General features: G+C 63.1%; 21 protein-coding genes. 8 read left to right on the forward strand and 13 right to left on the reverse strand.

Translation table 11 applies throughout. From position 1 onward, the window contains the following. Position 1: 1 nt before the first annotated feature. Positions 2-898, reverse strand: a complete 897-nt coding sequence (locus C7402_RS05190) for an ABC transporter permease (RefSeq protein ID WP_112169506.1) — start codon at positions 896-898, stop codon at positions 2-4. Positions 899-1,046: 148 nt separating this feature from the next. Further along, a complete protein-coding gene (locus C7402_RS05195; protein WP_116609836.1) occupies positions 1,047-2,036 on the reverse strand; it encodes an ABC transporter substrate-binding protein in 990 nt (329 codons plus the stop codon). 968 nt (positions 2,037-3,004) lie between these two features. Here C7402_RS05195 and C7402_RS05200 point away from each other — a divergent pair. The 5 genes from C7402_RS05200 (at position 3,005) to C7402_RS05220 (ending at position 7,947) form a co-directional block, all read left to right on the forward strand. Then, on the forward strand, positions 3,005-4,129 hold the full coding sequence (locus tag C7402_RS05200; RefSeq protein WP_112169502.1) for a branched-chain amino acid ABC transporter substrate-binding protein: 1,125 nt from the start codon (positions 3,005-3,007) through the stop codon (positions 4,127-4,129). 135 nt (positions 4,130-4,264) lie between these two features. Continuing rightward, on the forward strand, positions 4,265-5,191 hold the full coding sequence (gene livH, locus C7402_RS05205; RefSeq protein ID WP_112169500.1) for a high-affinity branched-chain amino acid ABC transporter permease LivH: 927 nt from the start codon (positions 4,265-4,267) through the stop codon (positions 5,189-5,191). A 7-nt stretch (positions 5,192-5,198) separates the two neighbouring features. After that, positions 5,199-6,479, forward strand: a complete 1,281-nt coding sequence (locus C7402_RS05210; protein WP_116609837.1) for a high-affinity branched-chain amino acid ABC transporter permease LivM — start codon at positions 5,199-5,201, stop codon at positions 6,477-6,479. After that, positions 6,476-7,246, forward strand: coding sequence for a high-affinity branched-chain amino acid ABC transporter ATP-binding protein LivG (livG, locus tag C7402_RS05215; protein WP_028203113.1), 771 nt, complete (start codon positions 6,476-6,478; stop codon positions 7,244-7,246). Before C7402_RS05210 ends, livG begins: the two co-directional genes overlap by 4 nt. Next, a complete protein-coding gene (locus tag C7402_RS05220) occupies positions 7,246-7,947 on the forward strand; it encodes an ABC transporter ATP-binding protein (protein ID WP_116609838.1) in 702 nt (233 codons plus the stop codon). The genes livG and C7402_RS05220 overlap by 1 nt, the downstream gene beginning before the upstream one ends. Positions 7,948-8,039: 92 nt before the next feature. Here C7402_RS05220 and C7402_RS05225 read toward each other — a convergent pair whose 3' ends face one another. After that, positions 8,040-9,230 (reverse strand): helix-turn-helix transcriptional regulator, encoded by a 1,191-nt coding sequence (locus tag C7402_RS05225; RefSeq protein WP_116609839.1) that lies wholly within the window; start codon positions 9,228-9,230, stop codon positions 8,040-8,042. Positions 9,231-9,600: 370 nt separating this feature from the next. Here C7402_RS05225 and C7402_RS05230 point away from each other — a divergent pair, with 370 nt between their 5' ends. Continuing rightward, the gene (locus C7402_RS05230) at positions 9,601-10,203 is read left to right on the forward strand and encodes a DUF4337 domain-containing protein (RefSeq protein ID WP_116609840.1); all 603 of its coding nucleotides are present in this window, start codon (positions 9,601-9,603) and stop codon (positions 10,201-10,203) included. A gap of 64 nt (positions 10,204-10,267) precedes the next feature. On the opposite strand, the gene C7402_RS05235 is transcribed toward C7402_RS05230, so the two are convergent. The 4 genes from C7402_RS05235 to C7402_RS48260 all read right to left on the reverse strand — a co-directional run bounded on the left by C7402_RS05235 (position 10,268) and on the right by C7402_RS48260 (position 13,155). Beyond that, complete coding sequence (locus tag C7402_RS05235) at positions 10,268-10,744, reverse strand: hypothetical protein (RefSeq protein ID WP_112169490.1); 477 nt, start codon at positions 10,742-10,744, stop codon at positions 10,268-10,270. Positions 10,745-10,879: 135 nt separating this feature from the next. Further along, on the reverse strand, positions 10,880-11,347 hold the full coding sequence (locus C7402_RS05240) for a DUF2501 domain-containing protein (protein WP_112169488.1): 468 nt from the start codon (positions 11,345-11,347) through the stop codon (positions 10,880-10,882). A gap of 499 nt (positions 11,348-11,846) precedes the next feature. Beyond that, positions 11,847-12,959 carry a tyrosine-type recombinase/integrase gene (locus C7402_RS05245; protein ID WP_116609841.1) on the reverse strand — a complete coding sequence of 371 codons (1,113 nt, stop codon included), beginning with the start codon at positions 12,957-12,959 and terminating at the stop codon, positions 11,847-11,849. Further along, entirely contained in the window at positions 12,949-13,155 is a 207-nt protein-coding gene (locus C7402_RS48260; protein ID WP_425273766.1) for an excisionase, read from the reverse strand. Before C7402_RS48260 ends, C7402_RS05245 begins: the two co-directional genes overlap by 11 nt. A 164-nt stretch (positions 13,156-13,319) precedes the next feature. Between C7402_RS48260 and C7402_RS05255 the strand changes: the two genes are divergently transcribed. Continuing rightward, on the forward strand, positions 13,320-13,544 hold the full coding sequence (locus C7402_RS05255; RefSeq protein ID WP_116609842.1) for a hypothetical protein: 225 nt from the start codon (positions 13,320-13,322) through the stop codon (positions 13,542-13,544). A 74-nt stretch (positions 13,545-13,618) separates the two neighbouring features. Here the strand turns inward: C7402_RS05255 and C7402_RS05260 are convergent, their stop codons facing one another. From C7402_RS05260 to C7402_RS05270, 3 genes are all read right to left on the reverse strand, one after another. Next, positions 13,619-15,472 carry a hypothetical protein gene (locus tag C7402_RS05260; protein ID WP_116609843.1) on the reverse strand — a complete coding sequence of 618 codons (1,854 nt, stop codon included), beginning with the start codon at positions 15,470-15,472 and terminating at the stop codon, positions 13,619-13,621. A 262-nt stretch (positions 15,473-15,734) separates the two neighbouring features. Beyond that, positions 15,735-16,559 carry a hypothetical protein gene (locus C7402_RS05265; RefSeq protein WP_116609844.1) on the reverse strand — a complete coding sequence of 275 codons (825 nt, stop codon included), beginning with the start codon at positions 16,557-16,559 and terminating at the stop codon, positions 15,735-15,737. Next, positions 16,556-16,939 (reverse strand): hypothetical protein, encoded by a 384-nt coding sequence (locus C7402_RS05270; protein ID WP_116609845.1) that lies wholly within the window; start codon positions 16,937-16,939, stop codon positions 16,556-16,558. The genes C7402_RS05265 and C7402_RS05270 overlap by 4 nt, the downstream gene beginning before the upstream one ends. 31 nt (positions 16,940-16,970) lie before the next feature. Here C7402_RS05270 and C7402_RS05275 point away from each other — a divergent pair, with 31 nt between their 5' ends. After that, positions 16,971-17,243: a hypothetical protein gene (locus C7402_RS05275; protein ID WP_116609846.1), complete on the forward strand. Its 273-nt coding sequence runs from the start codon at positions 16,971-16,973 to the stop codon at positions 17,241-17,243. Positions 17,244-17,273: 30 nt separating this feature from the next. Here the strand turns inward: C7402_RS05275 and C7402_RS05280 are convergent, their stop codons facing one another. Genes C7402_RS05280 through C7402_RS05290 form a run of 3 tightly spaced genes read right to left on the reverse strand, consistent with a single transcriptional unit; the run spans position 17,274 to position 19,907 of the window. Next, the gene (locus C7402_RS05280) at positions 17,274-19,088 is read right to left on the reverse strand and encodes a DNA cytosine methyltransferase (protein ID WP_116609847.1); all 1,815 of its coding nucleotides are present in this window, start codon (positions 19,086-19,088) and stop codon (positions 17,274-17,276) included. A gap of 22 nt (positions 19,089-19,110) precedes the next feature. Beyond that, the gene (locus C7402_RS05285; RefSeq protein WP_116609848.1) at positions 19,111-19,626 is read right to left on the reverse strand and encodes a class I SAM-dependent methyltransferase; all 516 of its coding nucleotides are present in this window, start codon (positions 19,624-19,626) and stop codon (positions 19,111-19,113) included. Between the two features lie 26 nt (positions 19,627-19,652). Further along, on the reverse strand, positions 19,653-19,907 hold the full coding sequence (locus tag C7402_RS05290; protein WP_116609849.1) for a hypothetical protein: 255 nt from the start codon (positions 19,905-19,907) through the stop codon (positions 19,653-19,655). Between the last annotated feature and the right edge of the window lies 1 nt (position 19,908).

Consider the following 19,908-nt stretch of genomic DNA (forward strand, 5'->3'; position numbering starts at 1 on the left):
CTCATGCCCTCCCGTTCTTGCGGCCGAACAGCTTCTTGCGCGTGGCGGGCAGCACGAGCGCCACGGTCACGAGCACGGCGGTGACGAGGTTCAGGTCCTGTGCCTTCAGGCCGATGAAGTCGCTATTGAGCGCGAGCGCAATGAAGAAGCGATAGAGAATCGCGCCGAGCACGGCGGCGAGCGTGGTGAGCACGAGCCGGCGCGCAGGCAGAATGCTTTCGCCAATGATCACAGCGGCAAGCCCGATCACGATGGTGCCGATGCCCATGGAAATATCCGAGCCGCCCTGGGTTTGCGCGAAGAGGGCGCCGGCCAGCGCGACGAGCGCGTTCGAAAGCGCCATGCCCGCGAGCGTCGCGCGGCCCGTGGCGATGCCCTGGGCGCGCGCCATGCGCGGATTCGCACCGGTCGCGCGCAGCGCGAGCCCGTACTGCGAGGAGAAGAACCAGTCCAAGCCGAACTTCGCGGCCAGCACGACGACCAAAAGCGCGAGCGGGCGCAGCACGTAGTCGGGCAGCCACGCGGGCTGGATCATCGTGAAGACCGTGGCTTCGGAAATGAGCGGGATGTTCGGCGCGCCCATCACGCGCAGGTTGATCGAATAGAGCGCGATCATCATCAGGATGCTCGCGAGCAGATCCATGATTTTCAGGCGCACGTTGAGCCAGCCCGTGATGAAGCCGGCGATTGCGCCCGCAACGATCGCGCAGGCCGTGGCGACGAACGGATCATGACCGGCCGCGATCAGCGTGGCCGCCACGGCGCCGCCCAGCGGAAAGCTGCCGTCGACGGTGAGATCGGGAAAGTTGAGGATGCGAAACGAAATCAGCACCCCGAGGGCCACGAGGCTGAAGATCAAGCCGATCTCGAGCGCGCCCAGAAGCGAGTAGAGGGACATGGGGAAGAATCCTGTTGCGGTCTCCGGCCGACGTATGCCGGAGTCGGCGCACGGCGCGCGCCTCGATGAAGGCGGCGCGCCGTTGCGCTCGGGGTGGCCTTTATCGGGCCTTGCTTGTTACTGCGTGGATTGCCGGCGCGAGCGCGGCTTACTTCACGACCGTGGTCGCTTCCTTGAGCAGGTCGGCCGAGAGCGTCACGCCTTGCTTCTGCGCGGCGGCGGGGTTCACGAACAGTTGCAGCTTGCTGCTGGTTTCGGAGGCGATCGCGCCGGGCTTCTCGCCCTTGAGAATGCGCACGACGACCTTGCCCGTTTGATGGCCGAGATCGCCGTAGTCGATGCCGAGCGCCGCGATGGCGCCGCGCTTCACGCTGTCCGTGTCGGAGGCGACGAGCGGGATCTTCGCGTCGTTGGCGACCTTCACGAGCGCTTCGTAGGCCGAAACCACGTTGTTGTCGGTGTTCGTGTAGATCACGTCGACCTTGCCGATCAGGCTCTTGGCGGCCGGGCCGATGTCCACGGTGCGCGGCGCGGCGGCTTCCTTGAGCGTCATGCCTTGTTGTGCGAGCAGTTCCTTGAGCGCCTTCACGACCACGACCGAATTTGCCTCGCCGGGGTTGTAGACCATGCCGACCGTCTTCGCGTTGGGCACGACGCGCTTGATGAGCGCGACCTGCTTGTCGAGCGGCAGCTTGTCGGACACGCCGGTGACGTTCGTGCCGCTAGGCGACCACGTTTTCACGAGCTGCGCGGCTACCGGGTCGGTCACGCCCGAGTACACCACGGGCACGCTTTTCGTTGCGGCCACAACGGCTTGCGCCGAGGGCGTGGCGATCGCGACGATCGCGCTCGGGTTATCGCCCACGAACTTGCGCGCGATCTGCGCGGCGGTGCCGGTGTTGCCTTGCGCGCTCTGGTATTCCCACTTGAGGTTCTTGCCCGCGTCGTAACCGGCGGCCTTGAGTTCGTCGCGCACGCCGTCGCGGATCGCGTCGAGCGCCGGGTGCTCGACGATCGAGAGCACTTCGACGGTGGCGGTTTCGGCGGCGCGCGCGGCGCCCGAGGTCAGCGCGAGCGCGGCGGTGCCGGCGATCAGGGAAACGGTGGCGGCAATGGCTGCCTGCTTGAAGGTCTTCATTCTGTTTGATCTCCCCCGAATGTTCGGTTCTTGACGGTGTGGCCGCGCTGCGGCGTGCGCCGTAGTGGTGCATGCGCGTGACAGCGAGGGAGCGAGGATACCACCGACCTTTGCGCGTCTGGAACGCCGTGCCGGGCTGGTGAGGCGGGCGCGCGACGGTCGCGGGAGGATTAATTCGAGATTACCCGATCCGATTATGAGAAAAATCGGCGCTGAGACGGAAGTTTTCTCGATTTCGGATTGGAAAATGGCGGTGTGAGCGAGATCTGTGGTTATGGATTGATCGCGATTAATCCAGGAATTTTATTTTAATATTATTGTAATATTTGTTCTTGTGGATCAATGACTTGGCGCATTTTGCATTTAGGGTTTCCCCGATTTCGTTTTGTGGTATGTATCGAATTTTTCGGGAGGTTGGATGTGTTGGATATTTATTGTACGGTGTCAATTTATTAATTGGATGGTCTTCGATATAATAATCGCGTTCCAGTACATCTTAAAATCAAAAATAACACTATTCCGTACACCCGCGTCAGCCGGGCCTCAGCCCGTCGCGGCTGGCCTTGCACCCATCTGAAACCCCATTTTCCTGAATATTTTCAAGCGCTTTGACGCATTACCCTCAATTGATCAATGTCAATACTCCCAGCGATATCGGAAAAAACCCTTGGTTGCGGCGCAATTGGATTATTGATAGCATCCGCGGGTCGCTGATTCAGCCCGGACCACCTTTCCGGTACGAATTGCAGCGAACGGGGCAGGCGGATAGCTTGCGCAACAGAGTCTGTAACTCAGCAGTCTCTCCGAACTCAGCCGCCTACCAAGGCGCTGATACACGCCGGGCCCCGTCACGTCTTTTCTATGGTGCTCGTCGTGGTTGTTCCCCATTGAGTGTCATTGGGGCGCTGTTCGTTTGCGCAGGTCATGCCGTTTGTCCGGTTGACCCGAAAACAATCGAGGAGCTCCTGATGACGTTGTCCCGCCTTAACCGCCTTACCTCCGTTTCCGTGGCCGCCGCGCTGCTCGCCTTTGGTGCAAGCGCTCACGCCGACACCGTGAAGATCGCCATCGCCGGCCCGTTCAGCGGCCCGGTCGCCCAGTACGGCGACATGGTCAAGGCGGGCGCCCTGACCGCGATCGAGCAGATCAACGCCGCCGGCGGCGTGAACGGCAACAAGCTCGAAGCCGTCCTCATGGACGACGCGTGCGAGCCGAAGCAAGCCGTCGCCGTTGCCAACAAGATCGTTTCGCAGCACATCCAGTACGTGGTCGGCCACGTTTGCTCGGGCTCGACGATCCCCGCTTCGGACATCTACGAAAACGAAGGCGTCGTGATGGTCACGCCGTCGGCTACCGCTCCGCAGCTCACCGAAGGCAAGAAGCGTCAGTTCATCTTCCGCACCATCGGCCGCGACGACCAGCAAGGTCCGGCTGCCGCCGCCTACATCATCAACAAGGTCAAGCCGAAGAAGGTTGCGATCCTGCACGACAAGCAGTCGTATGGCCAGGGCATCGCCACGTCGGTCAAGGCCGCGCTCGACAAGGCGCACATTCCCGTTGTCGTGTTCGAAGGCATCAACGCCGGCGATTCGGACTACTCGGCAGTCGTCACGAAGCTCAAGGCGCAAGGCGTGGACTTCGTCTACTTCGGCGGCTATCACCCGGAAATGGGCCTGCTCATGCGCCAGTCGCGTGAACAGGGCGTGAAGGCCACGTTCATGGGACCGGAAGGCGTGGGCAACAAGGACGTGACGGCGATCGCCGGCCCGGCCTCGGAAGGCATGCTCGTCACGCTGCCCGCCGACTTCGCAGCGGACCCCGCCAACGCCAAGCTCGTGAAGGCATTCGCCGACGCGAAGCGCGACGCGAACGGCCCGTTCCAGATGCCGTCGTACGCCGCGGTCGAAGTGATCGCCGACGGCATTGCGGGCGCGAAGAGCACCGACCCGACCAAGGTTGCCGCCTACCTGCACAAGAACGCGTTCAACACGCCGATCGGCAAGGTGGAATACGACGCACAGGGCGACCTGAAGTCGTTCCGCTTCGTCGTCTACACGTGGCACAAGGACGCCACCAAGACCGCCGCGAACTGATCCCCGCGCTGCAAGCCGCAAACGCCCCGCCTGACGCGGCGGGGCGTTTTTCATGGCGGTTGTGCGCGCAACGATAAAAAGGGTTAGTCCGGTTCCAAAGGTCTCTCATCGGCTTCACGGCCGCGGGGCTTACGCATGAATGATTTTCTTCCTCAGTTCACCCAGCAGCTCGTCAACGGGCTCACGCTGGGTGCGATCTATGCGCTGATCGCCATCGGCTACACGATGGTCTACGGCATCATCGGCATGATCAACTTCGCTCACGGCGAGATCTACATGATCGGCGCCTATGTGGGCCTCGTCACGCTTACGGCCATCGGCACCTCGGCGGGTTATCCGCTGCCGCTCGTGCTGGGCGCGGCGCTCATCGTCTCGGTGCTCGTCACCGGGCTCTACGGTTTCGCGGTCGAGCGCGTGGCGTATCGGCCGCTGCGCGGCGGGCCGCGCCTCGTGCCGCTCATCTCCGCGATCGGCATGTCCATCTTTCTGCAAAACTACGTGCAGATCGGGCAGGGCGCGCGCGACGTTTCGGTGCCGCAGCTCATTTCCGGCGCGCTCGACTTCAACATGGGCGGCAACTTCGAAGTGACGATTCCGTACGCGCGCATGCTGATCGTCGGCGTGACGCTCGTGCTCATGATCGCGCTCACGCTGTTCATCTCGCGCTCGCGCATGGGTCGCGCGTGCCGCGCCTGCGCGGAAGACATGAAGATGGCCAACCTGCTCGGCATCGACACGAACCGCGTGATCTCCTTCACGTTCGTGCTCGGCGCGATGCTCGCGGCCGTGGGCGGCGTGCTGATCGGCCTGACCATCGGCAAGCTCAATCCGTATATCGGCTTCATCGCGGGCATCAAGGCGTTCACGGCCGCCGTGCTGGGCGGCATTGGCAGCATTCCGGGCGCGATGCTCGGCGGCGTGCTGCTGGGCCTCGCTGAAACGCTCGCCTCGGGCTACATGCCGGCGGAGTACAAGGACGTTGTCGCCTTCGGCTTGCTCGTGCTCGTGCTGCTGTTCCGTCCCACCGGCCTGCTCGGCAAGCCGGACGTCGAAAAGGTGTGAGGTCGATATGAGCCAAACTGTTTCGGTTCGCGCGGCCAGCAATAGCGCACAGGGTCCGACGTCGTCGCAAACGGTGAAGGGCGCGTTCGCCGCCGCCGTCGCGACCATCATTCTCACGGCGCCCATTCTCGGCCTGCAACTTACGCTCGACGGCTACCAGGTCGTGCTACAGCAACACTGGCGCCCCGTGTGGATCGCGGCCGCCGTGGTGTTCGTGTTCCAGCTCGTCAAGCCGATGTTTGTGCGCGCAACGAGCGGCGTTCGCCTGCCCAAAGCGCCCGCGCTCGGCGCGCGCCAGCAGCGCGTGGCGATCTGGGTGCTGCTCGCGTTCGGCGCGGTGTTCCCGTTCCTCGGTTCGCGCGGCGCGGTGGACGTGGCCACGCTCGCGCTCATCTACGTGATTCTGGGTCTTGGCCTGAATATCGTGGTGGGCTTCGCGGGCCTGCTCGATCTCGGCTACGTGGGCTTTTACGCGGTGGGCGGCTATACGTATGCGCTGCTCAACCAGTACTTCGGCTTCACGTTCTGGGAATGCCTGCCGCTCGCGGCGATTGCCGCGGCCACGTTCGGCTTCCTGCTGGGCTTCCCGGTGCTGCGCCTGCGCGGCGATTATCTCGCCATCGTCACGCTCGGCTTCGGTGAAATCATTCGCCTGCTGCTCAATAACCTCACGAGCATCACGGGCGGCCCGGACGGCATTTCCAGCATTCCCAAGCCCACCGTGTTCGGCTTCGAAATGGCCCGCCACGCGAGCGTGGAAGGCGCGAAGACGTTCAACGAACTGATCGGCATCGAGTACAGCGGCGAGCACATGGTGATCTTCCTGTACCTGCTCGCGCTCGTGCTGGTGGCGTTCACGCTGTTCGTGACGAGCCGCCTGCTGCGCATGCCGATGGGCCGCGCATGGGAAGCGCTGCGCGAAGACGAGATCGCATGCCGCTCGCTGGGCCTGAACCCCACGCGCGTCAAGCTCTCGGCGTTCACGCTGGGCGCGTCGTTCGCGGGTCTGGCCGGTGCGTTCTTCGCGGCGCGCCAGGGGCTCGTCACGCCCGAGTCGTTCACCTTCATCGAATCGGCGCTGATTCTCGCCGTGGTGGTGCTGGGCGGCATGGGCTCGCAACTGGGTGTCGTGCTCGCCGCAATCCTGCTCACCGTGCTGCCCGAAGTGGCGCGCGGCTTTGCCGAATACCGCATGCTGATCTTCGGTCTGGTGATGGTGCTGATGATGATGTGGCGTCCTCAGGGCCTCTTGCCCGCAAGCCGTCCGCACGTGGAGTTGCCGCAATGAGCGCACAAGCGTTGTTGAAAGTAGCGGGCCTGCAAATGCGCTTCGGCGGTTTGCTGGCCGTGGACGGCATCGACTTCGACGTGCGTCCGAACGAGGTGTTCGCGATCATCGGGCCGAACGGCGCGGGCAAGACCACGGTGTTCAACTGCGTGGGCGGGTTCTACAAGCCGACCGCGGGCGACATCGTGCTGGAAGGCCACGCCATTACCGGCCAGCCGAGCCATCAGGTCGCGCGCCGCGGCCTCGTGCGCACGTTCCAGAACATTCGCTTGTTCAAGCAGTTGACGGTGCTGGAAAACCTGATGGTCGCGCAGCACCTGAAGGTGAACCGCAACATGCTGAGCGGTCTCTTCGCGACGCCCGCGTACCGCCGCGCCGAGCGCGCCGCGCTCGAACGCGCCGCGTACTGGCTCGAACGCGTGGGCCTGAAGCCGGTGGCGAACCGCGAGGCGGGCACGCTTTCGTACGGCCATCAGCGTCGGCTCGAAATCGCGCGCTGCATGATTACCGATCCGCGCCTTCTGATGCTCGACGAACCGGCCGCCGGTTTGAATCCGCAGGAGAAGGTCGAGTTGCAGCAGATGGTGGATGGTTTGCGCAACGAGTTCGGAATCTCCGTACTCCTGATCGAACACGACATGAGCCTCGTGATGGGCGTGTCGGACCGCATTCTGGTGATGGAGCACGGCAAGCCGATCATGATCGGCAAGCCCGATGAAGTGCGCAACGACCCGCGCGTGATCAAGGCGTATCTCGGAGAGGACTGATGCTGAAGCTGGAAAAGGTCCATACCCATTACGGCGCGGTGGAAGCGCTGTCGGGCGTGTCGATCGAAGTGAACAAGGGCGAGATCGTTACGCTCATCGGCAGCAACGGCGCCGGCAAGACCACGCTCATGATGACCGTGTGCGGCACGCCGCGCGCGTCGTCGGGGCGCGTGACGTTCGAAGGTCTGGACATCACGCGCATGCCCACGCACGAAATCATGCGTCTGGGCATGGCGATCTCGCCGGAAGGGCGCCGCGTGTTTCCGAGCCTCACGGTGCTCGAAAACCTGCAAATGGGCGGCTTCTTCGCCTCGCAGCACGAAATCGATGCGGGCATCGAGCACGTGTTCAAGCTGTTTCCGCGTTTGAACCAGCGTGCGAAGCAGCGTGCGGGCACGATGTCGGGCGGCGAGCAGCAGATGCTCGCCATCGGCCGCGCGCTCATGAGCAAGCCGCGCCTGCTGCTGCTCGACGAGCCCACGCTCGGCCTCGCGCCCCTCGTGATCGCGCAGATTTTCGACATCATCCGCACGATTCGCGAGGAAGGCGTGACGGTGTTCCTCGTCGAGCAGAACGCGAACAAGGCGCTGCACGTGGCCGATCGCGGCTATGTGCTCGAAACGGGGCGCGTGGTGCTGGCGGACAGCGCCGACAACCTGCTGGCCAACGACAACATCAAGCGCGCGTATCTGGGCGGTTGATCGTTTGACGTGAGCCGCACAGCGGCCCGCGCAATCGGCGTTCATGGAACGCGGGTCGCGCGGGCCGTTTTCTTTTCAGCGGAATCAGCGCCTCAATCGCCGCGCGCAATCGCGAGCTGCGCGATCAAACGCATCAACTCGGCCTGGCGGCGCGTGGCTGTTTTCGCGAACACATGGTGCAGATGCGTGCGCACGGTCGAAGGCAGCACCTGTAGCGTCTCGGCCACGTCCTTCGGGCTGAGTCCCTTGCCGACTTCGCAGGCCACGCGCGCTTGCGCGGGCGTGAGCCCGAACAGCGCGACGAGCCGCGTCTCCACGCCGCGCCGCGCCGCCTGCGGATCGATCACGATGAGCATGGCCGTGCCCGCGCGCGCACCGGGTGCGAGGTCGGCGTGCCGATGCGCGCCGAGCGGCGAGATCAGCACCTGGAGCGGCTCGTCGGGTGGCGGCCGGCTGATGAGCAGCGCGCCGCCGGCGCGCTCGCGCACGTCGTTGCCGGCCGCGCGTGCGATCAGGCCGAGCAACTGGTGCGTGGCCGCGGCCGTCGTCGCAGCGAGCATGCCGTGTTCGCTGCGCAGCCCGGTCGCGCGCGCGAGCTGCGCCGTGGCGGCGCGGTTCGCGACGACGATGCGCGCATTGGCGTCCACGATCAGCATGCCGTGGGCGAGGGCATCGAGCGCGTCGGCGCTCGCGTGTGCGCCGTCGTCGTGCGGGGCGGTGTGCTGTTGCACGCGCAACGCGTTGCGCACATGCGGCAGCAGGACGCGCAGCGCTTCGAGTTCGTCTTCGCCATAAAGACGCGCCTCGTGGCGCAGCGCGCCGAGCACGCCCGCCATGCCGCCTTCGCGCAGCACGTTGGCGAAGGCCACCGTATAGATGCGCTGCGGGCGCACCCATTCCTGCACGAAGGCGCTGCGCGCGTGGCTGTCCTGCGGGCGGATCATCGTGTCGGTCACGAGCGTGCCCGCGGGCCAGCGGCGCGCCTGCGGCACGAGCGGATCGTCGGCGCCGTAGTGCTGCGCATACGAGCGGGCGAACGAGGCGTCGATGCCCTGCCAGCGCTCCAGCGTGAATGCGCTCTCGTGAGGCAGCACGGTGAGATTCACGTGTTGCGCGCCAATGTGCCCGGCGATGCGCTCGCATACGCCGGGCCAGCGCCGTGCGTCGAAACCGGCGTCGTAAATCGCGTCGATCAGGCGGCCGGTCTCGTTCGGGTCGTTGCGCTTTCCATGCGTCGACGGTTGTTTGGCGGTCGCGGCGTGTGCGCCCGTATCCGGCCCCATGATGGTCTCCAGGCGGAATCTGTAACGGCGTTGGCCTAAAGGGCCATGTGGCGTTGCAACGCAGCGGGTCGCTCTCGATGCGCGAAACCACGTTTGCAAACGGCGGACGAGAGGGGATGCGCTGCAACATCCCGATCCGTCTGACTTCAATGGATAGTCGATTAAACCTACGAATCGCTTTCACGAAAGCCATTTCGACTTTCCGTTACATCGGATGCATTTCGGATACTGGACAAGCGCGCCGCGCTCACGATAATTGAGCGTCCCATTTGAGACGCGCCGCACGGGGCCAGGCGGCGCGCGTCGCGGACTTCGTCGCAAGAGCGAAGCGTGGCATGGCGGCGAATCAGTGAAACCGGAGAGTCTTTGGATGTCTGAAGAGTACGAAGTGCATGGGCCGCACGACCACGCGGTCGAACACGCCGCGGTGGGCCATGGCGGGCACGGTGAGAGCGATCCGTTCCCCGGCCGCATGGCCGTGATGACGGCGATTCTCGCGTCGATCGGGGCGATTTTTGCGTATCAGAGCGGCAATAGCGAGAACCTGGCGCTCTATTACAAGAACGAAGCGGCGATTCATAAAACCGAAGCCGCGAATCAATGGGCCTACTATCAGGCCAAGGGCGAGAAGCAGAATCTCGCGGAACTGGGCGCGCAACTGTCCGCGCTCGCGCCGAACTCCGCCGACGCGCAGCGCCGTTTCGCAAGCGACGCGGATCGCTATCGCCAGCAGAAGGAGCCGATCCGCGCGAAGGCGGAGGCGCTCGAAAAAACCGTCGAGCAGGACGACACGCTAAGCGAGCAACTGTTGCACGGCCATCATCGCTGGGCGCAGTCCACCACGCTCATTCAGATCTCCATCGCGCTCACGGCGATTACGCTGCTGACGCGGCGCCGCTGGCTCCTGAATATTTCGGTGGGCGTGGGCGTCGTGGGCGTCGCGATGGGCGCGTGGGCGTTTTTCGGCGGTTGAATTCACGTCGATGCCGCGGCGGCGTCACGCGGTGGCCATGAAGAAGGGCGGCGAGTCCGCCCCGTCATCCGCCGCACACGATCGCCGTGAGCAGCAAAGGCACGACGGACTGCACCGTCGCGTCGCTATTGGCCTCGCGCACGCGCGAGCGCACCGTTTCCGCCGGAGCGGACACCACCACGCCATAAAGCGGCGAGGCGATCTCCTTGCCTGCACCGCGCCTGAAGAGCGTGTCGTCGCGCTCGTAACCCAGTACCACGTAAATGGGAAATCCGAACGCGCTCAAGCGGTTGCCGTGCACGGGACGAAACGCGTTGACCGAATTGGCCTCGACGCGGCTGGGCTGGGGGTCGATTGACTTTTCGTCGATGAGTGACGAAATGAAGGTGTGAGGGTTGGATTTGCAGTCGAACTGTTCGTCGCGGGTGCTGCTTTGCGCGTGCGCGAGCAGCGGGACCAGCAGGGCGGCGAGTGCGGCGATGGCGGCCCACAGCGAGGTGGCCGGAAACGTGAAAACCACGGATATTTGGCGCTTGGTCATGGCTAGGAGCAGCAATGCCGCTGAAGACCGCTTGACTCTATTCGACACCCAGTGTGCGTTCACGTTCAAGCGTCGCGGCACAAAAATTGCGGCGGATGTGCGCGTACGCACATCCGCGTTTCGAAAACGGCGGGGTTACAGCATCGACTTCGCCTGGCTCAGGATCTTGTCACACACCTGCTTGGTGGCCGCCTCCTTGAGGCCGCCGCCCGAGAGGTCGAGCTGCTGGCCGTTGCCCGCGGTGAGAATGCCGCTCGTGCCCTGGGTGTAGCCGCTATCGGTCGAACTGGCGCCGCCGGGCAGCTTGCCGAGCAGCGAGTCTTTCACGTTGCTTGCAGCGTCGGCATTCAGGTAATTGTTCTTGATGCAGTACTGAAGCAGGCCCGTGACATTGCCGAGACTGTTCGACGTGAGCGACGGCGCCGAAAGCGAACTGCCAAGCCCGCCCAGATTGCCGAGCGCGCCCTGTGCCGAACCGCTGTTGCCGCCGCCCTGGTTGAGCAGGTTGCCGAGTTGGGCCTGTGCGGTGCCCCACGGGGTCAGCAGCGCGAGGGTCAGGGTGGCGAGCAACGCAGTGGCGATGCGCGGTGCAGACGTTTGCATACACGAGTCTCCGTGGTGGTCAGTGCCTTCTTACTATAGACGGATTCGTTTTTGCGCTTTCGCTGCATGGCGCAATACGCGCGCGCCAATCGGGCGGAAAAGCGGCATGCGAGTGGAGGGACGAGGGGGAGATAACGATAAAAAGAAGTGATTTGCCAGCTTCAATGCCGGCTGCATAAACGTTTCATCGCCATGTCATTTGTTGCGGGCACAACGATAGGCGCGGGTCGGCGAGCGAGGGGTCGCCGATGGGGCTCCGGATGCAAGTGGTATGCATGCGCGCGCGAGCGCGTGGCGGCGCGGGCAATCCGGATTTGCGCAACGAGCAAGCTGTTACAAGTGTATTGATCGCGTAAAGCTTCGTGTTTACAGGGCTTTTCTGGCGAGATTCACGCAGATTCAAGGTGTAGATTGTTTCTAACCGAAACACCATAAAACGCATAAGTGATTGATTTTATTGAGTCAGTCGAATATCCGTCTAGAATAAATCTAGAATTCTTTACCCAGCCTTCAGTCTGACTTCCGCCCATTCCCGCCCGCGCGAGTCGCGGTAGAGGGCAGTCATCGCTTCTGACTTATGGCCCAGCAGCGCCTGGGCAAATTCGGCGCCGTGCTCGTCTGCGTGAAGGCGCGCCGACAGCGAGCGAATTTCGTGAAACGACGGCGGTGTGTTGCCATCTGCCACGACGATCTTTGCTTCGTCCCTAAATTCAGAAAACACCGTTGACATGCGATTGCCTGTCACGGCGGCGCCGGGTTGCGCGCGACCACTTCCGCGCAAGTAGTGGATGACGTTGCGGCTAATTGCCGCATCACGACAGCGCCTCAGGACTTCTTCGATGTTGCTGCCAAGCGCATCAAGCCGCAGCGCGAGCGGGATCATGATCTTCGCGCCCGTCTTCGATTGCTCCACCCACAGGAACCCGTCGCGACCCTGGTCGAATTTCATGCTGGCAATATCTTCGCGGCGCTGTCCGGTGAGCAGCGCGAGATCCATCGCGTTCACGAGCCAACAATGGGAGCTCGACTCTGCGACCTTCGCCCGAATCGCCATGAAGTCGTCGAGCGTCAGCCGCTGGCGCGTCACCTCGCGCTTTGGCTTCGGTACGGCGTCGACCGGATTCCTTCCGACCTCGACCAGGCCATCCTCAATGGCTTCGCGGAAAATGTCGTGCAGCCGGCCGCGTATCAGGCCAGCCATGGACGCACCTCTCTTCTCTGTCGCGGACTTGATCAGGCGCGCGATCTCTCGTGGCGTGATTGCGCCGATCTCCTGCGCGGCGCACACATCTTCTTTGATTGCCTTGATGTGTGACTTCATGCCGGCGACCGTGTGCTTGTTGCCATCGAGTCGCTTTTCGAGATAGGTGTCACACCATGCAGCAAGGGTTACTGCACCACCGTCAATGCGCTGCAAAAGATCGGCGTGCCCCTTGCGCCGCTCGAGTTCGGCATTGACCGTTTTCACCTGACGCTTGGCCTCAGCGAGGTCATAGCCAATGCCGAAGCTCTTGCCCGTGTCCGGGTGCCGGAAATAGTAGTAACCGGCCCCGTTCACATGGAGATGAAGAGGCCAGTCTCTGCGCTTGGCCTGCCTTCTTCTAGCGGCCATCGATCATCCTCTTGATGGCACTTTCACGTCGCCGCTGCGGGCGCTTTGTAGAGACATAGCGAGCGTCGGGTTGGCAGAAATACGACCTCCCGATTTTTTGCGGGAGAGGGGCAATGTTGCCTTCGGTGATCCACGTGTAGAGCGTCTTACGGCAAGGGCAGTGTTCGCCAAAAATGCTGCTTGCCCACGCCGACACGGGGATGAGTTTTGCTGTCAATGTGTTTCTCCTTGCTGGTTCCCGTCTATTGGAGTGCGGTTACTTGTTCGGGCACATCGTTTGCTTGCGGCCACGGATCGGAATTTGCGCGCTGAACTGCATCTATCCGTAAGTTCTCCATGCAGGGCAAAAGGAGCCACGTCATGAATGAGCGAACCATTTACATAGGCACTCAGGAATACAAGGTGACCGCTGTGTCGAGTGGCCTGGGGCGCTGGATTGCGCGCATTGTCCATACTGACCACGCGGCTTCCCCGAACACCATGGAGGTTGCAGACATACAGGGCGAATACGGAACGGTTGAAGAGACCCTTGATTCCGGTATCCAGCTTTGCAAGCACATGGCGCATCGCTTCGCACTGCACTAGCTGCTCGGATTCCCCGCGCTTTGTCCCTTGGCGGTTGCTGCACACGATTGCGCGCACAACATTCATGTCTTGGATCATCGCGGACCATCCTGCACGGTGGCGCGCGATTCGTCCGTCTCGGCGCGATCGATGCGCTCGACTTCTGCGATGATCAGCGCGCCGGCCTTGACGAGGTCGCGGCGCGCCGTGGTCGGCTTCCACCATGCACGCGCCCAGTCGCCGGGCCAATGAGGCGGCGGCGCGTCGATTCGCGTCCAACGATGCGTGAGCGCATAACAGGCGGCGGCAGATGCCAATTGCCCGAGGTCGTTCTGATCGTCGTGCGTAGGCGTCCAGCCTTCCTCGCTGACCTGCCGCGCGCGCTCGGCGAGCACGTCGCGCTCCGCGTCACTTTGCATAGGCTTATCCACCGTTTGTGTGGATAACTGCGCGATCGAGGCTTGCGATGCTGATGCGCGCGCGTATAGCCAATCCTCGATTACCTTTGCGCGGCGGCAGTAATCCACAGAACGGCCTTCGCCTTCCTCGTCGTCGCGTGTTCCGCAAGCTGCCCCGCGCCATGCACCGACCGCATGGGACAGCGCCTCGATAACTTCAACGGGAATCGCTGTGCGCTCGTCGAGCTGCGCCGTCAGAGGCGTAGACTGTAAGCGCTCGACAGTTGCCGCCGCGTCCGCCGAGGGGATTGCGTCATCCGTGGTTTGTACCGTAGCCTCGGAGAAATGCGGCAAGCTGTCGAGCCGGACCTGGTCCGCGCACTCGTCGGGCTGCGCTGCCGTAGGTGTAGACTGAAGTAGCTCGGCGGGGGCCGCCCCTTCAATGGGGGACGTATTGCCATTGTTGCCATCCTGGGCGTGCGTCGGCACCTCATAGAGAGGTGGCAACTCGTCGAGCCACGACTGCACCTCGCGGCCTGACCACATCTTGCGCAGCGTGGCGGGAAAGCGCAGCTCGAAATGCAGGGGACTCGCTGCCGCAGCACGGGCGGCTAGTGCCGAACGGGCCGCGTCGACGAGCGGGCTGTTTTCATCAAGAATGAGCGCCGCGTCCTGGCCAGCGTCGAGCGCGTGGATGATTGCGCGCAGAGCATCGTATGCAGCCCATAGTGGAGAGGCGATCGGCTCAGCGCCGCCGCCGTTGATCTGGCGGATCAACTCCCCGGTATTGCTCGGCGTTGACGCAGCGCGGGCGACGTTTGCCAGAGGAGTAGACTGTAGCCGCTCGACGGCTGCTGCCCCTAAAGCGGGTGGTCTTGCGTCATCCTGGGCGTGCTCGACCACCTCAGAAAAGGGCGGCATGCTGTCGGGCCTTTCTTGCGCCGCAGCGGGGGCGACGATAGGCGTAGAGGCGACGGCTACGAGATCGCCATGCGTTGGCCCGAGCATCGCCACGTCGTCAGCGCCGCAATAGCGGATGACTTGGCGCCACGTGTCATCGAGCGCACGACGGTGCACGTTGATGAGAGGACGGTTGCGCACCTCGTCGCTCCAACGCTGCGCGGCCCACCTTGCAAGCCCGTGGCGAATCCGGTCATAGTTGGCTCGCTCATCGTCGCGTTCGTTGATCAGGTCGCTCACGATTTCGGTAGGCGATTCGTTCCACACGTAGTCTGGGTACATCGAAGAGATGCGCTCCAGCAGCGCCTTACCGATGTTTGCCATGTCGCAGATCGAGTGCTGCTCGTCGGGCGTGAAATCCAGGTCGCCGGCGCTCACTACCAGTTCCGGCGCTGCCGCAGCAGGGGCGGCGGCGGCGTCGGCGTGTTTCTGGAGAAGCATTCCGACAACCCACGCAGCTTGAAGCGGGGTGAGTTGCCATACCTCGGTCGCGAGCGATGCGGGAAGCTCATTGACCGCCCGATCGAACAGCTCGATGACTTCCGCAGCGGTAGGCATTATGGCTTTGCGTTGTTCGCTAGTAAGGCTCATCGCGTCTCTCCTTCGGAAAGATGATTTTTGACGTATTCGAGCGCTTGACGCTTTGCCTCATCAAGCGACGTGGGCGTTTCGCAGGTATTGTTGTGCGGTACGCCGGAGCCCCATCCCGCGACCCAATACCAAAGATCTCCCTGGCGTCCACTCGAATAGACTTTCGCGTACACCTTTTCCCCATCGTGCAAATCGGAACCACGTGGAATTGCCAGAACGGACCGAAGACCGGTTTCTCGCTTGTGTTGCCTCCACCGCAGTCTCATCGTGTCTCTCCTTCGGAGTGGGATTGCAGGGCGGCATCGATGGCGCCGCGCGGCGTTTCGAACCAGCGATCTTCGCCAGAGAGGACGAAGCCGGTCCCGTACTCGCAGATTTGATAGAGCTGGCAGCGCCTCGCGCCGTCAGCGCCCGCTCTCCAAACGATGAGGGCCTGCTTGTCGATAATGAAACTCAGGCGTGCCGCGTCGCGCGGATCGTCCGTCAGCGGTACCGCCTGCTGCGCGGGCGCTTGCGCCGCGACGGGGGCAGCGTAGAGCGGTTCGGCCCATTCGTCGCCACCGGCGAGCGGCACTGCGTCGCGTGTCTCGTAGAGGCAATGCGTATGGCTGTGACGCCACGCTACCGGCGCGGGTTCGTCGGCGATCTCGTTGTATTGCTCTTCGGTGATCGCGCCTGCGGCGGCCAGCAGATCCTCCCACTGCCAACCCTCATCGCTCAAAACCTCGTCCATTGCTCGGGTGAGGCGCAGCGGGACCAGCGCGAACCCTTTCGGCTCTGCCGCAGTAGCGGCTACCGGAGCGGCATAGAGTGGCGTCCAGAAACTGCGGCGCGTGTCGCACATACGCGAGTCGCTATCCATGATCGGGCCTTCGAAGCCGCCATCGCTACGGAAGCGCACCCAGGCGATCGGCGCTTGCGCTGCATCGGAAGGGGCGATAACGGCGTGCACAGCGCTTTCGACGGCGCGGCCGATCAAGAGTGCTTCGCGGCGCCACTTCTCGGCGGCAGCCGGTTCGAATTCGCATACGCGCGTGATCGCGGCCATCATCGCGTCGTCGGTGAGTTGCTTCGTCTCGATGCTCATGCTCCGATGTCCTCTTGGGTGATGGTGTATTCGGTTATTTTCTTGACGGCATAGAAGGTCGGTTGTGCGTGCTTGGCGACCCAAGCGCCGAGCACCGTTTCGAGTTCGTCGCGTGCTTCCTGGCTGACGTCCGGGTAGTCGCTCGCCGCTTCCCCGACTTGGTCGAATGCCCGATCGCACAAGGCATCGAGAACGATGTCGACGTCGACCCAATGCGTCGGATTGACCGCCGCTTTCTCGCCAAAGAAGACGGTCTGCCCGACCTCGAAGTCGTCGCTGTCCAGCAGCTCGCCGAGCGAGTCAAAATTGAAAAGCTCGAGGTCGGCGCTCCACACTACTTCGGGCTGGGCGGCTGGCGCTGTCTGTTGTTTCGTATCCATCGTTTTCTTGATTCGATATGTGGCGAGCCGAGTGCAGATCGCCAGCGGTTTGGATGTGAATAGGCTTCGTGCTACGCTGTCGCTCAAATACTCGGAGGCAATCCCAATGGACGCGGACGCGTTGCAAGCCGCATACGATGCTTTCGTGACGGCAAGAGGGAAATTCGAAGACCATTCGAACGCGGTGGCCCGTGGAGACTCGTCCGATTTCGAACTGCTCGTGCTTTTGCTAGGTGAGCTCAACGCCGCTCAGCATCGTTTCTCCACCCTCGCCGAAAAGGTCACACCAGAGATGCGGCACTAATGACATTCGCGTCTCTGCTTTTGCCTGGAATTACGCGGCCACGTGCGCCATTTGCTTCTCGTGCGCGAAGTTCGCGCGGATCAGCGCAGTGGCCACATCGGGACACACGCTGTTTCCGATCATCCGCACCTGCGACGATTTCGAGAGCGGCTTCCCGTTGACGACCGGATTGATGACATAGCTGGTCGGGAAGCCCTGGGCGAGCTTCAGCTCGTGCGGCTGGAGCATGCGCATGCCGATGTCGACGATTGCGTATTGCTCGCCGCCGATCGTCACCACACCGAGCGCGTCGGGCCCGTGGTACTTCTGCAAGAGCGCGCGCACTTCGCCAACGTGGCCGCCGCCGGCGGTGAGCGTCGGCATGGGCTCGCGCACGTCCTGGCCGAATTGGTTGTTTCGCAGCTTCACGAGGTGTGAGGTCACGACAGACGTATCAGCTTTGCTCGTGACCGTGGCGAGCGGCTCGCTCGCGTCGCGCGGCCGCGATTGTCCGGCCCGACCTCCGCAGCCGACGAGCTGCGCGGTGACGACGGAATGATGGTCCGTCGTGGTGATAGTCCCGGTCGGAACATCGACGCCCGTGCCGACGACGTCGCCATAGTGCTTGGCGAGGAACGCCGAGACGACCGCGTGCTTCACGCCGCCTGCGACGGCCGTGCCGAGCGGCTTGCCGAGGCCCGGCACGCGGGGCTCTTGGCCATCGCGCTCGCCATAGCCCGTCTGAATCAACGTCGCGGACACCACACCAAACTTGTTGCCCTGGGTGGTGATCGTGTGGAGCGGCGCGCCGGCGTCTTGACAAGGGGTGTCGCCGAAGTTGTTCTTCACGAGCGTCGCGGCCACGAGCGCCTGCTCTCCGCGGTGTGCGCCGGTAACGGTGGCGAGCGGCGCGGATACCGACGCCGTGCGATCGGCGCCATGGTGCGTAACATGCATCAGCGTCGGCGCGACGACAGCGAATCTGTTTGCGGTCGTTGTCGTGCCCAGCGGGGCATCTAGCGACGCGCCTCGGAAGCGCTCGCTGTCGCTGTAATACGACACGATGAACGGATCCGCGCTGCCCACCACGAACTTCATGATGCCCTTCGCCACGCGGCGCAGGGTCGCGTCCTTCAGCGGCTTGGAGCGCTCGAAGATCGACGGACATGGCAGCGACCAGTCGATGCAATCTGCCGCGGTGCGCCACGGCAGCAACTTGCCCGCGCGCACGGCCGTGCTTTTCGGATCGCCGTGAGTCGGTGTCGGCCAGACGATAGGCAGATGGTCGCGGCGTGCGACGAGGAACAGGCGTTTTCGGATCGTCGGCGCGCCGTAGTCGCACGCGCGCAGCTCGCGGTGCTCGACGGTATAACCTTGGCGCTTGAGTGCGTTCACGAACGAGCGGAACGTGCGCCCGCGATTCTTCGGGCACGGCTTACCATCAGCGGCCAGGGGGCCCCACGTCTGAAACTCTTCGACGTTTTCCAGCATGATCACGCGCGGCTTGACCTTGGCGGCCCAGCGCAACGCGATCCAGGCGAGGCCTCGGATCTTCTTCGACACGGGCTTGCCGCCCTTCGCCTTGCTGAAGTGCTTGCAGTCCGGCGACAGCCAAACCAGTGCGACGGGCTGGTTTCCGGTGATCGCGATCGGATCGACGTCGAACACGCTCTCGCAGTAGTGCGCGGTGTGCGGGTGGTTCGCCGCGTGCATTGCGAGTGCTTCCGCGTCGTGGTTGATTGCGACGTCTACCGGGCGCCCGAACGCGCGCTCCAGCCCGGTGCTCGCGCCACCGCCGCCGGCGAAGTTGTCGACGATCAGCTCGGAGCCGAGGTCCAATTGCAGCGAAATCAAATCGCGCTTCATCGTGTCTCTCGAAATTTATTGGTTACGTGTTGGGGATCAGGCTGCGTTTCATGAAGCAGATCCAGTGCGTGTCGGCGCGCTTGCCTGACTTGTGGCCGAACAGCGGTTGCTGGTCGGTGAGCGCGAGGATTTCGCCAACCTTGATCTGCGTCTCGTTCCATTTGAAGATCAGCACGCCGTCGTCTTCGAGCACGCGAAAGCACTCTGCGAAGCCGCGGCGCAGATCGTCGCGCCAATCGGTCGATAGCTTTCCGTACTTGGCGGCAAGCCAGCTTTTCGGACCGGCGCGCACGAGGTGCGGCGGATCAAACACGACGAGCTTGAACGAGCCGTCGCCAAACTCCATCGCACGGAAATCCATCGTCAGGTCTGGCGTTACGCTCAGCACGCGCTCGCCGTCCTGCTTGCCATGCGATCGATCTGTGACGGAAACCGTCTCGTCGCGCACGTCGCCGAACATCACGGCCGGGTTTTGCGGATCGAACCAGAACATGCGGGTGCCGCAGCACGGGTCGAGGATCGTTTTGGCTTCGCTCATATCTCTCTTCCGTTACGTGGTGGGGATCAGGACGGTTTGCGAATTGCGGCCCATGCGCGCGTGGTTCTCACGTCGTTTAGGGCCGAGTCCAACCATCCTTCCATCCACTCGTCACCGACCAGGCCGCGCAGCAGTTGGTAACTGGTGAGCAGCCCGGCCGACAGATAGTCGATCTTCTCGGCATCGGTCATCATTGCGATTCCGTCGCGAGCGAAACTCGTCAGGATCAGATCGACTGCGCGCCTCTCGGCAGCGGCTTCTTTATTGCGTGTCGTGCTCATG

It is taken from the genome of Paraburkholderia unamae (assembly GCF_003096875.1).
Classification (GTDB): Bacteria; Pseudomonadota; Gammaproteobacteria; order Burkholderiales; family Burkholderiaceae; genus Paraburkholderia; species Paraburkholderia unamae.

Coding starts and splice junctions, on each gene's coding strand:
- C7402_RS05230 (WP_116609840.1), top strand. CDS start 9,601: ATGTCTGAAGAGTACGAAGTGCATGGGCCGCACGACCACGCGGTCGAA.
- C7402_RS05210 (WP_116609837.1), top strand. CDS start 5,199: ATGAGCCAAACTGTTTCGGTTCGCGCGGCCAGCAATAGCGCACAGGGT.
- C7402_RS05245 (WP_116609841.1), bottom strand. CDS start 12,959: ATGGCCGCTAGAAGAAGGCAGGCCAAGCGCAGAGACTGGCCTCTTCAT.
- livG (WP_028203113.1), top strand. CDS start 6,476: ATGAGCGCACAAGCGTTGTTGAAAGTAGCGGGCCTGCAAATGCGCTTC.
- C7402_RS05285 (WP_116609848.1), bottom strand. CDS start 19,626: ATGAGCGAAGCCAAAACGATCCTCGACCCGTGCTGCGGCACCCGCATG.
- C7402_RS05265 (WP_116609844.1), bottom strand. CDS start 16,559: ATGAGCATCGAGACGAAGCAACTCACCGACGACGCGATGATGGCCGCG.
- C7402_RS05225 (WP_116609839.1), bottom strand. CDS start 9,230: ATGGGGCCGGATACGGGCGCACACGCCGCGACCGCCAAACAACCGTCG.
- C7402_RS05290 (WP_116609849.1), bottom strand. CDS start 19,907: ATGAGCACGACACGCAATAAAGAAGCCGCTGCCGAGAGGCGCGCAGTC.
- livH (WP_112169500.1), top strand. CDS start 4,265: ATGAATGATTTTCTTCCTCAGTTCACCCAGCAGCTCGTCAACGGGCTC.
- C7402_RS05195 (WP_116609836.1), bottom strand. CDS start 2,036: ATGAAGACCTTCAAGCAGGCAGCCATTGCCGCCACCGTTTCCCTGATC.
- C7402_RS05190 (WP_112169506.1), bottom strand. CDS start 898: ATGTCCCTCTACTCGCTTCTGGGCGCGCTCGAGATCGGCTTGATCTTC.
- C7402_RS05270 (WP_116609845.1), bottom strand. CDS start 16,939: ATGGATACGAAACAACAGACAGCGCCAGCCGCCCAGCCCGAAGTAGTG.
- C7402_RS05235 (WP_112169490.1), bottom strand. CDS start 10,744: ATGACCAAGCGCCAAATATCCGTGGTTTTCACGTTTCCGGCCACCTCG.
- C7402_RS05220 (WP_116609838.1), top strand. CDS start 7,246: ATGCTGAAGCTGGAAAAGGTCCATACCCATTACGGCGCGGTGGAAGCG.
- C7402_RS05260 (WP_116609843.1), bottom strand. CDS start 15,472: ATGAGCCTTACTAGCGAACAACGCAAAGCCATAATGCCTACCGCTGCG.
- C7402_RS05280 (WP_116609847.1), bottom strand. CDS start 19,088: ATGAAGCGCGATTTGATTTCGCTGCAATTGGACCTCGGCTCCGAGCTG.
- C7402_RS05200 (WP_112169502.1), top strand. CDS start 3,005: ATGACGTTGTCCCGCCTTAACCGCCTTACCTCCGTTTCCGTGGCCGCC.
- C7402_RS05240 (WP_112169488.1), bottom strand. CDS start 11,347: ATGCAAACGTCTGCACCGCGCATCGCCACTGCGTTGCTCGCCACCCTG.
- C7402_RS05255 (WP_116609842.1), top strand. CDS start 13,320: ATGAATGAGCGAACCATTTACATAGGCACTCAGGAATACAAGGTGACC.